The 16661-nt window shown below is 48.8% G+C and carries 12 protein-coding genes; 8 read left to right on the top strand and 4 right to left on the bottom strand.

All coding sequences use genetic code 11. From position 1 onward, the window contains the following. The 8 genes from G5287_RS20320 to G5287_RS20285 all read left to right on the top strand — a co-directional run. A partial coding sequence (locus G5287_RS20320) for a CgeB family protein (RefSeq protein ID WP_421231792.1) occupies positions 1 to 1381 on the top strand: 1381 nt, incomplete at its 5' end. After that, on the top strand, positions 1378 to 3534 hold the full coding sequence (locus G5287_RS20315) for a glycosyltransferase (protein WP_421231791.1): 2157 nt from the start codon (positions 1378 to 1380) through the stop codon (positions 3532 to 3534). The genes G5287_RS20320 and G5287_RS20315, both read left to right, overlap by 4 nt. A 7-nt stretch (positions 3535 to 3541) precedes the next feature. Continuing rightward, positions 3542 to 5590, top strand: coding sequence for an alginate lyase family protein (locus tag G5287_RS20310; protein WP_421231790.1), 2049 nt, complete (start codon positions 3542 to 3544; stop codon positions 5588 to 5590). A gap of 18 nt (positions 5591 to 5608) precedes the next feature. Beyond that, positions 5609 to 6304 carry a hypothetical protein gene (locus G5287_RS20305; protein ID WP_216953366.1) on the top strand — a complete coding sequence of 232 codons (696 nt, stop codon included), beginning with the start codon at positions 5609 to 5611 and terminating at the stop codon, positions 6302 to 6304. A gap of 61 nt (positions 6305 to 6365) precedes the next feature. Next, positions 6366 to 7436 (top strand): galactosyltransferase-related protein, encoded by a 1071-nt coding sequence (locus G5287_RS20300; protein WP_254204260.1) that lies wholly within the window; start codon positions 6366 to 6368, stop codon positions 7434 to 7436. Positions 7437 to 7458: 22 nt separating this feature from the next. Further along, the gene (locus G5287_RS20295; protein ID WP_421231789.1) at positions 7459 to 9549 is read left to right on the top strand and encodes a capsular polysaccharide biosynthesis protein; all 2091 of its coding nucleotides are present in this window, start codon (positions 7459 to 7461) and stop codon (positions 9547 to 9549) included. 7 nt (positions 9550 to 9556) lie between these two features. Next, on the top strand, positions 9557 to 10891 hold the full coding sequence (locus G5287_RS20290) for a capsule biosynthesis protein (RefSeq protein WP_216953368.1): 1335 nt from the start codon (positions 9557 to 9559) through the stop codon (positions 10889 to 10891). Positions 10892 to 10951: 60 nt separating this feature from the next. Then, the gene (locus tag G5287_RS20285) at positions 10952 to 11458 is read left to right on the top strand and encodes a hypothetical protein (RefSeq protein WP_227342501.1); all 507 of its coding nucleotides are present in this window, start codon (positions 10952 to 10954) and stop codon (positions 11456 to 11458) included. 316 nt (positions 11459 to 11774) lie between these two features. Here the strand turns inward: G5287_RS20285 and asnB are convergent, their stop codons facing one another. The 4 genes from asnB to G5287_RS20265 form a co-directional block, all read right to left on the bottom strand. Continuing rightward, positions 11775 to 13439 carry an asparagine synthase B gene (gene asnB, locus G5287_RS20280; protein ID WP_139463991.1) on the bottom strand — a complete coding sequence of 555 codons (1665 nt, stop codon included), beginning with the start codon at positions 13437 to 13439 and terminating at the stop codon, positions 11775 to 11777. Between the two features lie 192 nt (positions 13440 to 13631). Continuing rightward, entirely contained in the window at positions 13632 to 14000 is a 369-nt protein-coding gene (locus tag G5287_RS20275) for a cupin domain-containing protein (protein ID WP_323970332.1), read from the bottom strand. Between the two features lie 130 nt (positions 14001 to 14130). After that, complete coding sequence (locus G5287_RS20270; RefSeq protein ID WP_069555033.1) at positions 14131 to 15705, bottom strand: cation:proton antiporter family protein; 1575 nt, start codon at positions 15703 to 15705, stop codon at positions 14131 to 14133. Between the two features lie 54 nt (positions 15706 to 15759). Then, a complete protein-coding gene (locus G5287_RS20265; RefSeq protein WP_005337281.1) occupies positions 15760 to 16509 on the bottom strand; it encodes an HAD-IIA family hydrolase in 750 nt (249 codons plus the stop codon). Between the last annotated feature and the right edge of the window lie 152 nt (positions 16510 to 16661).

The raw sequence follows: 16661 nt of genomic DNA, 5'->3' as shown, positions 1-16661 counted from the left end.
TTTTTTATTTGATGAACGTGGTTGGAGTGATGAACAGCCTATATCAACACCATCCTCAATAAGAGTAATAAAAAATGAAACTGCAAAAAAATACAACCAAATAAAAATCGCTTGCATCCTTGATGAGCTTACATTTGAATGCCTACAGCATGAAGTAAATACAATCAAGTTAAGCCCCAATTCATGGAAAAGAGAGATATCAAATTCAAAGCCAGACTTTTTATTGGTGGAAAGTTGTTGGAGAGGAAATGATAACTCATGGGGAACTCTAACGAAGGGGAGTGGTGGTGGGAAAAAGCTCTCTGAACTACTTAAATATTGCAAAGAAAATAATATACCTACTGTTTTTTGGAATAAAGAAGACCCTGTACATTACGAGAAATTTTCTGCCATCGCAGCCATGTTCCAACACGTATTTACATCAGATGTGAACATGGTTAAAAGATATAAAGATGACCATAACATTGATGTTGGTGTATTAGCGTTCGCTGCACAACCAAAGCTCCATAATCCTGGTGTTGCCATAAAGATGGGCAGAAAGAACAAAGCTGTATTTGCCGGAAGTTACTATGTCGAAAAAGAAGACCGCTGTAATGACTTCAATAAAATCATGGATATAATCTCTGACGCTGGGCTTGATGTAGATATTTATGATCGCTGCTTTAACCTGGATGACCCTAGGTTCAAATACCCAGAAAGATACAAGAATAAGATAATTGGCAATTTAAAACCAAATGAACTTAGTATTGTCAATAGTGGTTATAAATTTCAGATAAACATGAATAGCGTTCAAGATTCCAGCTCAATGTTTGCAAGACGTGTATTTGAATCATTAGCTTCCGGGACACCTGTTATTGGGAACTATTCGAAGGGTTCACAAGAACTGTTCGGTGATATGGTAATAGATGCCACGACTCAAGAAAATGCTCTTGAGATGATCTCATTACTCAACTCTAAACCCGAATTATATGAAGAAATATCAAAACGTGGTGTCAGAGAGGTTATGAGGTATCATACCTATCGACACCGGGTAAAAACCATATGCGATAGAATAGGCTTAAATATCGCTATTGAAGATAAAAAACTAACTATGGTTATATCTGCCAAGAAAAAAAGTGACGTAGATAATGCTATATCGGTTTTCAATAAGCAGACTCTCAAAAATAAAAAACTACTCATTATACTTGATGAATTCCCTGGATATGTAGATTTACTCTCCGCGAAAATAAAAGACGTAGACTTTACAATGAGATTCTCAGAAAGTTTTTATGAAAATAAAAACGACTTCATTGGAAACGATTTTTTTGTGGAAGTCAAAAATGTCATGATGATCAATGAAACATTTTTGGAAGACTATTACTACAGCAACTTTTGGGCATGAAAATGAGTAGCAATCAGCATATTTTTCTTATCTCTTGGCACTTTCCTCCTTATAAGTCTTCGTCAGCATTTAATTTATTTAAACGAATAAAGTCTCTTGATAAAACATTTGATGTTGCGCAAATAAAACGTGATGGCCCTCAAGACAATATTTCAATGTTTGAATTTTCCGATGCGATATTTAATCGCTTCGAAATCGATGTCGGAGGGGAAAACTCTAGGTGTGTTGAAACAAGAGATAAATACATCGACTCAGTAATGAATCTTTTTGAAGAGCTTAAGAAGAAAAACCATTACGAATATATTTTCTCTCATTCACATGAATTTGTGTCTCATCTGGCAGCAATAAATATAAAAAGGAAATATCCACATCTCAAATGGATAGCATCTTTTGGTGACCCAATAAAGTCAAATCCATATGATAAATACTATAATTTCCCTTTGGGAGATGTTGATGCAGCGTCTGAAGGAGATGTTATATCTCTTGCGGATAAAATTGTTGTAACAAATGACTATCAGAAAGAATTTATGCTCCAAGCTCACGGAGCACAAGACTCTAGTCATAAATTCGCCTCACTGCATCACTGCTTTGACAAAAGAATGTACACTCAATCACACAAGAAAAATGATGTGTTTACATTCATGCACATTGGCATGTTATACAAATTCAAAAGAACATCAGAACCATTTATTTCTGCTGCAAGAAATTTAATTAACACCCATCCAGAATACAAAGATAAATTTAAGATAGAATTCTACGGGGCAAATGACAAATATATAAAAGATGCCGAGCTTGGTGATTTATCTGGTGTTGTATCTTTCAATGGTTCAGTCTCATATCTTGATAGCCTTAAATTGATGACTCAAGCTGATGCATTGCTCTTACGTGAAGCAGACTTCGCGCAAGATGGTCTATCGACATCCCCATTCTATCCTGGGAAATTAGCCGATTATTTTGCCGTTAAAAAACCAATGTTATCTGTTGGTATGAGCAAAGGTTTTGTCACTGATATTTTTGGTGAAATTAATATGCCAAGTTTGGTCGAAACGGACATTGATGGCATTGCATTCGCATACAAGAGCTTTATTGATGGAAAAACTTCACTAAATAACTCCGTAATTGAAAAGTTTGATGCGGAAAATAATGTGGAAAACGCATCAGAAGTATTTAAAATACCAAAAAAGAAAACTATTCTTATTGCTGGCCACGACTTGAAATTTGCAAAACATATAATAGAATATTGTAATGACAATATTGACTGTGAGATTATATTTGATCATTGGAAAGGACATGATAAACATGATGAGTCAGTGAGTCGGTCTCTTCTTAATAAGGCTGATATTATCTTTTGTGAATGGGGGCTTGGAAATGCAGTTTGGTATTCTAATAACAAAAAACCAGGTCAACGATTAGTCGTTCGTCTTCACCTTCAGGAGATTCATACCGACTACCCCAATCAGTATAACATTGACGCGATAGATGAAATAATTTGTGTCTCGCCATACTGGATGGAACAGTTCCGTTCAAAGTTCCTTTTCCCTCGCTCTAAAATGAATATGATTTACAACTTGATTGATGTAAATTCATATAATACGGAAAAGCATGAAGATGCTAGATTTAACTTAGGTTTTATTGGCATGGTTCCTCAGAGGAAAAGGCTGGATCTTGCTCTTGATGTACTAGATGAACTCTATAAAAAGGATCACAGATATAAACTATATATTTTAGGTAAACGCCCTGAAGAATATAGTTGGATGGCATCTAGAAAAGATGAAATGGATTACTACGAACATATTTACTCTCGGATAAAAAATTCTGCATGGCGGGATAATGTTATTTTTGATGGACATACAGATAATGTCCCCGAATGGATGAGGAAAATTGGTTGGATGTTATCAACAAGCGATTTTGAAAGTTTCCACATGGCCCCCGCTGAGGGTATGGCATCTGGTGCAGTACCATTACTATTAAAATGGCCAGGTGTAAATACCATTTACCCCAAAAAATATATTTTCAATTCCACCTCGGATATTTGTAAGTTTGTAAGTAAGGGAATGAAAAGTATTGATTTTGATATTTTAAATAAATATGTAGTAGATAATTTCTGCTCAATTCGTAATGCAAAAAATATTTCAAAATTATTTGATTGGTAATTATTAAATGTCAAGCTATTTAAACCAGGTTTTTTTCTACTGTAATTTATCAATCAACGAAGGGAATAAATTTTGGAAGGATGATGCTCTAGTATTCTTAGGATGTGAGCCATTCCCCATTACCCTTCCGGTAAGGTGGGATTCTGATCCCTATAGTTACCGTAGTTGGCAACGTCTTTTACATACATTTTGTTGGATTGATAAACTTATTGCGGATTATAAATATAATAAAAATATCGAATCGATGCATACGGCTGTACGATATTTGCTCGACTGGTACCAATTCTCCGTAAAAGATGACAATAGTTACGCATTTAGATGGAAAGATGATGCTGTTTCATTTCGTGTAAGAAGGATTGCCATTATCGTCAGATGGGCTTTAGATGATGATAATATTTCTGAAGAAATGAGAGCTGATTTAATCGCGCTCGCACAATTACATCTTGACAACCTATTAGATAGCAAGCTCTTTCAAAAAAATAACCATGGGTTATTTCAAATGCGGGGGTTAGTTACGATATCAACTCTTCTACCACAATTAAATGCTGCTGATAAAGCATATAGTTATGCTATTGAGAAGATTAATTTTTTGTGGAAAACTCAATACGGCATAGAGAATATGCACTTTGAGAATAGTCCTGCATATCATCTACATATCATTAGAGAATTTGAAGAAATACTAGATAGCCCTGAATTTAAAGGGGCCATGTTTTGTTTTGATATGAATGATATTGAGGCCGTGAAAAGTAATTTGAAATATCTTTTCCATCCTTGTGGGAAAGGGACCCTTTTTGGTGATAGTAACATAATGGATTTGGATCTTCCTACTGTTACGGGTGACCATTTTTTTGATGAAACTGGATATATAATTTTATCTGGGGATATGGAGCACAAACTAAATTCGTATCTATGTTTAAGAGCCGGTTTTGCTAGTAACATACACAGGCACTCTGATGATTTTTCTTTTGAATGGTCTGAATATGGTCAAGTAATTATAACAGACTCTGGTAAATACTCTTATGATTATGATGATCCCGTTAGGCAGTACATGACAAGTACTAGGGCTCATAACACTGTGAGTGTTGATGATAGCCAATATCCATGGTGGGGGGATTTTAAAAAGAACGAATTTTATAGTTCCGCAATCCAGTCATATCAAAAGAATGATAATATAAGTGAAGTTAAAATAGCGCGTTTATTTAAGCGCTTATCAGTTCATTTTGAAAGAAAAATTTATTTTGATAAAGGAAAAATACTACGAATAAATGATAGTTTAACATCTTATTCTGGTATGCGTAAATTTATACAATGGTTTCATTTTTCATTAGACTTTGTTGTTGCCAAAATTAGCAGTGATTTATATTTAGCTCAATCCATGGATTTACATGTGTTAATTCGCACACCAAAATCTATAAATAGCTATTTGCAGAAAGGCTTAAAAGAACCTTTTTACCAAGGATGGATTAGCCTAAAAGAAAAACATCTTGAGCCTAATTTTGTATTGGGTGTTGAAGTTGATGATGAAAAATGTATTCTCTCTACCACTTTCAATGTCTTCCCTAAAACAAATAAGCTAGACGAGCTAGACGAGCTAGACGAGCTAGACGAGCTAGACAGTATCCCATCAAGTAATCAGCTATCTTATTTTAAAAATAAATTTAATCGTTTTATAGATACTGGTATTTACCCATTTGATAAAAATGACATTGATAACCTAAATTCAATGCGCAATGATGAATGGATGGCATTCACTAACCATTATGCAGTAAATGCTAACACTGGCCTCGAAGTTAGTGGTTTTAGAGTCGGTGAGGCTTTCTTCTTATTTGCTATTGCTGGTAATGAATTGCACCTAAAAGGTTCAATTTCATTTGCTTTTTATTTAATGTCGGGAGGCGAAAAAATTCGGATTCAGTGGTACTCTAGCGAGCCCCGGTGTGTGCTATTAGTTCCTGACTATCAAGGTTATAAAGATATAAGGGTTGTTGGATTCGTAATGGATTCGACAGGTAAGAAAATTTCAAAAAACCGCCCGATCGAAACATTTAGCATTTGAGTAATATAGAGGTTCAGCATGTTTCAAGGTGTTTCATATGACTATACATCAGAAAGCAACAGCGACACCATCATCATTTTTCTCCCATCTGTTAGGAAGAAGAATTTATACCCATTCTATCCTAGGCAATCATGGAAGAATGACTTAAAAAATAAGTATGATTTGCTATTCTTATCTGACCCATATCAAAATATGGATGACTATCAAACCCCTGGAGGCAGTTGGTACATAAATACCAGTGGAAAATCTTTTATATATGAGTTAGCTCAGATGATAAATGATTTTGTGACTAATAAAGGGTATAAGAATTTAATTTTATATGGATCATCTATGGGAGGTTATGCGGCTATTTGCTTAGCTTTTTTATGTAAAAATTCAATAGCTATAGCTGAGTGTCCACAAACTATTTTAGAAAAACATAGTGGTAGCTCTTATGTTCTAAATAAATTCAATGTTACTGAGAGTCTAGACCCTATCTCATTTTTTCGTAAAGAGTCACAACCAAAATATATTTCAATTGCTTGCTCTATATACGATCACCATTTAGATAGTCATGTTATGCCATTCATTAAAAATATAAAGAAATTAGATTTCGATTTTTCTTTGTCAACTCACTTGTTTTCATCTAGTGCATATGCAAATGGACATGTGGCATTAAATAAAGAGGATGCAATGGCATTAATAGATGAAACATATAGAAAATATTGCGTTTGACATTGTCAATATATTGTGCGCCAATTACTTTAATGTTCACTCAGATAATACGGTATAAATAATGTCGCGCAATATCAGCGTGATCATCCCGTTTCACTTTCAGCAAAGTGGACGTGGGGATCTGGGCACTGCGAGAAAGAGACTGGAGGCGTGCCTCCAGTCTCTTTCTATGAGACCAGATCTGGATATTCTGATCCCAACGAATCGGAAACAAGCTCTGTCAGACAGAGTGAACACTCGCTTTATCGAGGATGAACAACCTTTTCCTGTCTACTCACCCGGGATTGCCCGTGACCACGCAATCAAATACAGCACGACAAAAGCACTCTTCCTTATGGATGCAGATCTGCTCTGTCCCCCTGAGCTGGTTGGGCAATTATCTGAACGTAGCCAGACATACCGTCAATACGGCTTAACTGCTTTTGAGATGTACCCCTGCCTATATCTGACCAAGGAGGAAACAGAGTACTTTGACGGGGATTTTCAGGGCTGCCTGGAGTCCTTCTTGCGCGGGGAGAATCATCGAGTGGAGGGAATCGCCCTGGCCAGCAGCTGTCTGCTGATGAATCGCGAGTGGTTTTTGCAGCTGGGGGGCTTTGATGAACAGTTTGTCGGCCATGGCGGAGAAGATCTCGAACTGATTGACAGGCTCACCCGTCATTACCCCATCGGGCCACGACCTGATGACTATGCCCTCAATATCAAGGCACAGCATCCGGGAGATTATCAGGGGTTTCGGCGCTATTTCAGTTATTATGCGCTGCCCCATCTGTTTGCCGGCCGGTTTCTGGTTCACCAGTGGCATCCGCGCCCCCTGACTCACCCTTACCACAAACGGCGGGCTAACAATGATCAGTTGCTTGAGCAGATGCTGGCTCGCAGTGAAGCAGAGCGAGGCCCGTTGAAAGGGCCCGTGGTGCCCTGTAACGACCTTGGCGGGGAGCTGCCGGATTTTCGCGAGTGGATGATCCGTTTGCAGGAGGAGGCGGGCTATCCGGTGAGCGAATATCCGGGGCTGTTGCGCTGGCAAGAGGGGGTGCAGCGCAAGCGGCCACTGTGGCGCAAGCTGCGCAAGCTCTACCTCAACCCTCGGGCCTTTTTCAGAGATATGTTTAAGCCCACATCTCGCTGAACTTTTTATCTGAGCAATTTGCATGACTCTATGGACACAATCCAGCGGCATACTGGCCCGCAGCACTCAAATCAGCGCCTGTCTGGGACAACCCTTGGCGCGCTTTGCTTCCCCTGATGCCGTACAGCCGGGGGATGTGCTGGTCGGCTGGGGCCAGAAGGCTAATACCCACCAGATCAAGGAGCAGGCCAAGACCCTGAGTTTGCCCTATTGGCAGCTGGAAGACGGCTTTATCGGTTATATCGGCCACCCCGCCAGGGGGGGCAAGGCGGTCTCATTGATCGCCGATCCGGTGGGGATCTATTACGATGCCCGCAAGCCCAGTCAGCTTGAGCAGTTGATTGTTACCCCGTGCGAGCCACAGATGTTGGCACGGGCCGAGCGACTGATCGATGAGCTGGTACGCCTCGGGGTCACCAAATACAACTGTTATGCCACTGCCCCCGATCAGTCGATTGCCAGCGGCAGCGTGACCGCCCTCTCTGCCGTCGGGGACTATGGCGGCTTGCCATCAGGGCTTGCCACACGTCTGCAGCAGAGCGCCAAACCCAGGGTCCTACTGGTCGATCAGGTGGCGGGGGATCTCTCCATTCCGGGGGCGCTGGCCAGTGAAGCTGATTTTGTGGCGATGGTGGAGGCGGCGCGCCGCAATCATCCCGATGCGCGCCTGCTGCTGCGCACCCATCCCGATACTCGCCTTGGCAAGAAGCGCGGGGTGTTGGCCCGTCTGAACCTGGATGATGTGGAGATTGTGGCCGATCACTGCCATCCCCATGCACTGCTCAATGTGGTGGATGCTGTCTATACGGTGTCATCCCAGCTTGGTTTTGAGGGCCTGTTGCTTGGCAAGCCGGTCTATTGCTTCGGTATGCCGTTTTATGCGGGTTGGGGGCTGACCCATGACAGCAAGCAGTGTGAACGGCGCAACGTAAAAGTGTCGCTCGCCCAGCTGGTCGCGGCAGCCTTGATCCGCTATCCCCGCTATCTCGACCCTGTGCTGGGCCAGCGTTGCGAGGTAGAGGAGGTGATCGCCATTATTGCCAATCAGCGCCGCCCCGCGCCGCGCTGGCGCAGGCTTTATCTGGTCGGTTTCTCGCTGTGGAAGCGGGCATTTATGCAGGCGTTTTGCCAGCATTTGGCCGATGAGTTGCGCTTTGTGCGCAAGCCACCCAAGCGGTTGACCGGTGACGAGCAGATATTGGTGTGGGGTAGCCGCCACCCTGATCTCGCCTCTGCAATCCGGGTCGAGGATGGTTTTATTCGCTCGAGGGGGCTGGGCTCCAATCTCTGTCGTCCCTCCTCCTTGTCACTGGACCCGGTCGGGATCTATTTCGACAGTCGCACTCCCAGCGGGCTGGAACAGTTGCTCAACTATCAGGAGTTGACAGAGGCGGAGGTCAAGCGCGGGGATGCGCTGCTCGCCTTGCTACGGGAACACAGGGTCAGCAAATACAATGTGGGCGAGCCGCAGCACTACACCAGGCCCGATGATGGTCGTGAGCTGGTGCTGGTGGTGGGTCAGGTAGATGGCGATGCCTCCATTCTGACCGGGAGCCCCCATATTCGCAGCAATGAGCAGTTGCTGTGGGCGGTGCGAGCGGCCAAACCCGATGCTCATATTCTCTACAAGCCACACCCTGATGTGGTGGCGGGCAATCGTGGTGGGGCGATTTCTGCGGCCTGTCTGGCGGAGTGTGTCGATAGCCAGGTGCTGGATATTGGGCTCACCAGCCTCTATCCCCATGTGGATGAGCTGCATACCATGACCTCGCTCAGTGGCTTCGAGGCGCTGGTGCAGGGGGTCAAGGTGACGACCTGGGGCCAACCCTTCTACAGTGGCTGGGGGTTGACCACGGATGCCAATCCGCCTGCTCGTCGTCAACGTAGTCTGCCGCTGGCGGCGCTGGTCTATCTGACGCTGGTTGCCTATCCGCTCTATCTCGATTGGCAGACCGGGCTCTGGATAAGTCCGGAGCAGTTGATCCACCAACTGGCGAAGCAGGGACACTCACCGGCCCAAAAAGCGAGCCGCTGGCAACGCTGGCAGCTCAAGCTCGGTTACTTGTTCCAGACGCTCATGCAGCGCCCCTCTCTCTCCCCGTTTTTGAGATAAGTCGTCAATGAAGATTTTGTTACTGCAAGGCCCGCTTGGCCCTTTCTTTCAGACCCTGAGTCGCCAGTTGACCGAGGCGGGACATCAGGTGGTGAAGATCCATTTCAATGGCGGGGATGAGTGCTGGCCCTGTGCCGGAAAAAATCTGCGTTTTCGCGGGAAACCGGAAAGCTGGAACGCCTTTTTCCGCCGGGTGCTCAAGCAGCAGGGTATCGATACGGTGATCTGTTACGGGGACTGCCGTTATTACCATCTGGAGGCTGGCCGTATCTGCAAGTTGAAGCGAGTGCCATTCTGGGCGATGGAGGAGGGCTATCTCAGACCCGATTTCGTCACGCTGGAGCAGGGGGGGGTCAATGCCTTCAGCCCCTGGTATGAGCGGCGCGATCAACTTGCCCAACTGGATTGGCCTGTGCCTTATGACAGCTCGCTCAAGGTGGGCAAGACCTTTGCGGTGCGCGCCTGGTATGCCAGTCGCTACCACATCAACAAGTCGCTGTTCCGTTGGCGTTATCCCCACTTTGTGAATCACCGTCCCTGGAGTCTGGTGCAGGAGGCGATGGGGTGGGTCTGTGGCGCCATGGTGAAATACGGCAACTTGCGCCAGGATCGCGCCCTGCTCAAGGCGTTGCCGCAGCACGCCGGGCGGATCTTCTTTGTGCCACTGCAAGTGACCGAGGATTTTCAGATCCGTGAGCACTCTGACCTGAGCGGGGTAGAGGAGATGGTTGCGCAGGTGATCAACTCCTTTGCGGAGCATGCCAAACCCGAAGATGTGTTGCTGTTCAAGCACCACCCCATGGATCGGGGCTATGTCAGTTATCGCGCCCAGATAAACAGACTCATCGCGGTGCTTGGCCTGGAGGGGAGGGTCTTTTACGGTTATGAACTGCCGCTGCCAACCCTGTATCCCTTGCTCAAAGGGGTGATCACCATCAACAGCACGGTCGGTCTCTCTGCTTTGCTCCATGATGTACCCACCTTCTGCATGGGGCGGGCACTCTATGATATTGACGGTCTGACCACCAAAGGTTCGCTGGCCTCCTTCTGGCACTCGCAGAGCCCTGTATGTGCCGAGACATTCAAACGGGTGCGCCACTCCTTGCTCCATCTGACCCAGCTCAATGCCAGTTTTTACCGTCATCTGAAAATGAGTGCGCTGGCGGTCATGGAAAAAATGAAGCTTTCAGCGCCGAATATGCGTGATGAGCTTGTATCGCCGGAACGCCGTATGAGGGTGAATAATACCATGTGCCTTACATTACCCTGGCTGGCCACTCTCGATGGTATTAGCGACCCGTTTACATCTATCGGTTCAACCGCTCTGATGTTACTCGTTTGATGTCTGCCTATTTTTGATTTAGTGTGTTAGTGAGAGGTAAATAAAACCAGGAAGGTTAACATGAACATTCACGGTTGCTTGTTATCCATTGGACTCTTGGGGTTGCCGACTTTTTCCATGGCAGCTGAACATGATCTTTCACTCATTATTCACGGGGCATCAATACACAGTGATTGTTCGCAGGGAACAGGAAAAAAAAGCAAAACCTGTGACTTTAATGGTTTTAACCCGGGATTGGGATTGGCGTGGGTGTTCTTGGGTGACAACGACACGGGAAAACTTGCGCTGCGCGGCGGGCTTTATCGGGATTCTCTAGAAAATACAGCTGGTTATGCGGGTTTCTCTTATCGGAAAGAGTGGTATCTCACCGAACATGTTTTTGCTGGGGTAGGGGCGCAGGCTGGTTATCTCAACGGTTCGGGTATTGATGGTTTTGCCGCTTTGCCGATAGTGATACTGGGTTACAAGTCAGTTGCATTGGAAGTCGGTTATGCACCCAAGGTTGATTGGGTACCTGGGGGAGACCATGTCGCGGTCACCACCTTCTCATTGCGATGGACGCTGTAATATTAGCGAAATATGTCGCCATTACGCATTGTACTTTGTCATTTTGCCACGTTTTTTTAATACACATTTGTGGTGGATATAATCTGGCAAGCTGTGTGAAATATATTTCAGGCCAGATTTTGACTTGTGAGTCATAAAATGGTGCCCCATTTTATCTGAGCAACAATTATTGTGGATTTATTTCAAGATGAGCTAAGTGGCATATTCATTTATCAATATTGATTGCATCTGGAACATTTAAAAATAAAAAGCCCTTCACCATGGTGAAGGGCTTTTTGCTCTCTGGCGTTAGCCGATGGGGTCGCCCCGCTCTGGCTTAGTAGCCCTGCTGGTGCACGTCCATCACGGCGCGGCCGGACGGGTCGGCCATCTCCTTGAACTTGGCATCCCACTCCAGCGCGGTGGGGGTGGAGCAGGCGACCGACTTGCCGTAGGGCACGGTACGAGCGGCGGCTTCCAGCGGGAAGTGCTCGTCGAAGATGGCGCGGTAGAAGTAGGCTTCCTTGGTGAGCGGGGTGTTGATGGGGAAGCGGAATGCGGCCGCCTCGAACATCTGATCCGTCACTTCCTGTTCCACCATGGCTTTCAGGCTGTCGATCCACGAATAGCCCACGCCATCGGAGAACTGCTCCTTCTGACGCCAGGCCACTTCGTGGGGCAGCAGGTCTTCGAATGCTTCGCGCAGGATGTGCTTCTCAATCTTGCCCTTGCCGCACATCTTGTCAGCCGGCTGCAGGCGCATCGCCACGTCCATGAACTCCTTGTCGAGGAAGGGCACACGACCCTCCACGCCCCAGGCGGCCATCGATTTGTTGGCGCGCAGGCAGTCATAGAGGTGCAAAGAGGCGAGCTTGCGCACGTTCTCTTCGTGGAACTCTTTAGCGTTGGGCGCCTTGTGGAAGTAGAGGTAGCCACCAAACAACTCGTCGGAGCCTTCACCGGAGAGCACCATCTTGATCCCCATCGCTTTGATGTAGCGTGCCATCAGATACATCGGTGTGGAGGCGCGGATGGTGGTGACGTCATAGGTCTCGAGGTGATAGATGACGTCGCGCAGGGCATCCAGACCCTCCTGCACGGTGAAGTGGATCTGGTGGTGGATGGTGCCCAGATGGTCGGCCACCTTGCGGGCGGCGGCGAGATCCGGAGATCCTTCCAGACCGACGGCGAAGGAGTGCAGTTGCGGCCACCAGGCTTCGCTCTTGCCATCGTCCTCGATGCGGCGCGCCGCATAGAGCTTGGTAATGGCGGAGATAACGGACGAATCGAGCCCGCCGGAGAGCAGCACGCCATAGGGTACGTCGCACATCAGCTGGCGTTTGACCGCCGCTTCCAGCGCGGCTTTCAGCTCCGCTTTGTCGCTGACGTTATGCTCGACCGCGGCGTACTCCATCCAGTCGCGCTTGTACCACTGTTTGAGCTCGCCATCCTTGCTCCACAGGTAGTGTCCCGGCGGGAAGGTTTCGACGCTCTTGCAGACCGGCACCAGCGCCTTCATCTCGGAGGCGACATAGAAGTTGCCGTGCTCGTCACGGCCAGTATAGAGGGGGATGATCCCCATGTGGTCGCGACCAATCAGGTAGGCATCCTGTTCGGCGTCATAAAGAATGAAGGCAAAGATGCCGTTGAGATCGTCGAGAAACGCCGGGCCCTTCTCCTTGTAGAGGGCCAGCAGCACTTCACAGTCAGATTTGGTCTGGAACTGGAAGTCGACCTTGAGGGTCTTTTCCAGCTCTTTGTGGTTGTAGATCTCGCCGTTGACCGCCAGCACATGGGTGCGCTCGGGGTTGTAGAGCGGCTGGGCGCCATTGCCCGGGTCGACGATGGCCAGACGCTCGTGCACCAGAATGGCTTTGTCTGAGCTGTAGACGCCGGACCAGTCAGGCCCGCGGTGACGCAGTCGCTTGGACATCTCCAGCGCCGATTTGCGCAGGGCAACTGCATCGGACTTGATATCCAGAATGCCGAAAATTGAACACATTGGCGGTAATCCTCTTGATTTTTATATGAGCCCCCCACGTTTGGGCTCGAAATTCCATTTACATTCCTCGTCAGACACAATGCCTAGCGGAAAAACCTTTTGCAAGCGGGAAAACCGCAGAAAATCATGCCGTAAGCGTCAAGCAGATCAACAGGATAAGGATTGTTGCAACGGGGCAGGGTGACGTGAACGTCAAGCCGAGGCGGGTTCGAAGATCACATAGACCTTGCGACAGGGGGTAAGAGTCTCCCACTCGCCGACAAAGCCTGCCGGAATCACGAATTGATCGCCGGGTTTGAGGGCCAGCTGGCCGCCCAGACTGTCGTGGATCACCACATCCCCCTCCAGCAGCTGGCAATACTCGTGCTCGGTGTAGTGGATGGCCCAGCGGCCAGGCTCGCAAGCCCAGAAGCCGATGTGAAACTGCTGGCTGGGATCGGAGTAGTGGTTCCACACCGTCTGACTCGGGTTGCCCGCTTTAATGCGTTCGGGGGCGGGCATCAGTGGGGTGGGGGTCGCATCGTGGCGATCGAGCAAAATCCAGTCGTTGAGGGTCTTCATGGTGCCTCCTTGGCTTCGTCAGATAGGAAAGCGGGGCCATCCAGGCCCCGCGTTTGTTCGTTTTATTAAACGAGGTTGTGCATAACTTAAACGATGCATCCTCACTTGCCAAGGGCCGCTGGTCGACGACTCAGAGCGGCTGCAAGCGGCGGATCACATGGCGGGCAAAGCCGCTGCCCGCCTCGTTGTAGACGTTGAACACCGCATCCACCCCCTGCTCCTGCAAGGAGGCGATATCATCCTCGAAGCGGACGATGGCGGCGATCTTGCCGTTGAATCCGTGGCTGCGCAGCTTCTCGATGGCGTAGAGATTCCCCGAGTGGTGGGGCATCGCCAGCAGTACCAGATTGACCTGATTGGAGAGCAGCACCTTGTCCCAGAAGTCGGTATCGGTGGCATCCCCTTCGATGACGTTCATCCCTTGGGCACGCAGGGTGGGCAGTTTCTCGCTGTCGTTTTCCACCCCGAGGATGACGTTGCCGTACTTGTTCTCCAGCTCGAAGTAGGCCCCCTGACCGATCCGCCCCATGCCGAGGATGATCACCTCCGCATCGCCCAGCTCGATGGGTCTGTCTTCCGGATGGAGGTTGCTCGCCTGCAATCCCCGCAGCCAGTGGCCGATGCGATGGTAGATGCGCTCACTCTGAGCATTGAGCGGGGCAGAGATCATAAAGCTGGCCGCCAGCGCCAGCGAGACCGCCACCAGCCACTCGTGGGAGAGCCAGCCCGCCTTGGCGGCGATGGCGGCGACGATCAGGCCAAACTCCGAGAAGTTGGTGAGCGCCAGGGTCGAGAGCAGGGCGGTACGCACCCGCAGGTGTGCGCCGCTGTAGACCAGATAGTAGAGCGCGCTTTTGAGCGGCAGGGCCAGCACCAGCGCCAGCGCCAGCAACATGGTGTCGTGGGTCGGCAGGCCGTTGAGGCCGATGGTGAGAAAAAAGCAGACCAGAAAGAGGTCTTTGAGGTTGAAGAGCGCCTTGGCCAATCCCGCCGCCGCCGGATGAGAGGCGAGCAGCATGCCGATGATGAGGGCCCCGAGATCCGGTTTGAGGCCGACCACTTCAAAACCGGCTGCCCCGACCACCAGCGCCAGAAACACGCCGAACAGCACCTGCAACTCGCCGTGCCCGGCACGCTCCAGCAGCTTGAACAGCAGCGGGCGCAGCAGCGGCAGCCCCAGTACCCAGAGCGCCCAGATGCTGGGCCACTTGCCGCTGGAGAAGGCCAGAAAGGCCACGGCGAACACATCCTGCATCACCAGCACGCCGATGGCGATGCGGGCGTAGAGGGCATTCATGTCGCTGCGATCTTCCAGCACCTTGACTGCGAAGACGGTGCTGGAGAAGGAGAGGGCAAAGCCCAGCAGTAGCGCCAGCTTCCAGTCCAGCGAGAGGGCAAGTTCAAGCCCCAGTCCCTTGCAGACCAGCAGCACCACGGTAAAGAGCAGGGTGGAGAGCAGCAGGTGCAGGCTGGTGGTGCCCCACACATCGCGCCGCATCAGGGTCTTGATATTGAGCTTGAGGCCGATGGTGAACAGCAGCAGGGTGACGCCGAGATCTGCCACCTCGCTCAGGGCGGGGGTATTTTCATATCCCATGCCGTTGAGGATAAAACCGGCGGCTAGAAAGCCGAGCAGGGGGGGCAGGCCAATCAGATTGACTACCATGCCGCAGCCAAAGGCCACGGCGATCAGAATGGGTTCCATAACAGATCCTGCAAGGGCAGGAGAGACCTGCCCTGTTTAACGCTTGGGTGGTGATTAGACGATATCGATGTCGACCACGGAGTCGAAGATGTGATTCGGCCGAAACGGCATGCGGTCGATATCGGCGACCTTGCTCACCCCGGAGAGCACCAGCACCGTCTCGAGACCGGCCTGAAAGCCCGCCAGAATGTCGGTGCGCAGGTTGTCGCCGATGATGATGGTGTCGTCGGAGTGGGCCTCCATCCGGTTGAGCGCTGCACGGATGATCCAGGCGCTTGGCTTGCCGACATAGAACGGCTTCTTGCCGGTCATCCGCTCGATGGGTGCGCACAGGGCGCCGCAGGCCGGGTGCATCATGGGGCCGTGGGTATCGGGGTTGGTGGCGATAAAGCGGGCCCCCTGATCGACGAACTTGGCCCCCTGTTGCATCATGGTCCAGTTGTAGTTGCGGGTCTCGCCAACCACCACGAAGTCCGGGTCTATGTCGGTGATGGTGAAACCGGCCTTGTAGAGCTCGTGGGTCAGCGCCCCTTCACCGATCACATAGGCCTTCTTGCCATCCTGACGCTTGAGGAAGTCGGCGGTGCCCATGGCGGAGGTATAGAAGCACTCCTCCGGCACTTCGATCCCGGCGGAGCGGAAGCGGTTTTGCAGATCTTTCTGGGTCTGGGCCGGGTAGTTGGTGAGGAACAAGAGCTTGCTGCCCTGCTCCAGCAGGCGATGGACGAAACGGTCGGCACCGGGGATGAGATCGTTGTTGTGCAGGATGACACCGTCGATATCGCAGATGACGTTCTTCTTCATGAAAACTCCTTGTCAGGACGCAGGCGAGCCGCCAATCGTTAAGATGTTCAATCATTTATGATTTTTGTGACGCCATTATAAGTCTGTTTGATGACAAGTCTCCCCTGTCTCGCCACTTCGGTGCACAATAAAGCTGCCGTCGGGTCAGTCTG

Origin of the sequence: Aeromonas sp. 603079 (assembly GCF_049172135.1) — a bacterium.
GTDB lineage: Bacteria > Pseudomonadota > Gammaproteobacteria > Enterobacterales > Aeromonadaceae > Aeromonas > Aeromonas veronii.
This window is presented reverse-complemented; position numbering and strand designations above follow the sequence as displayed.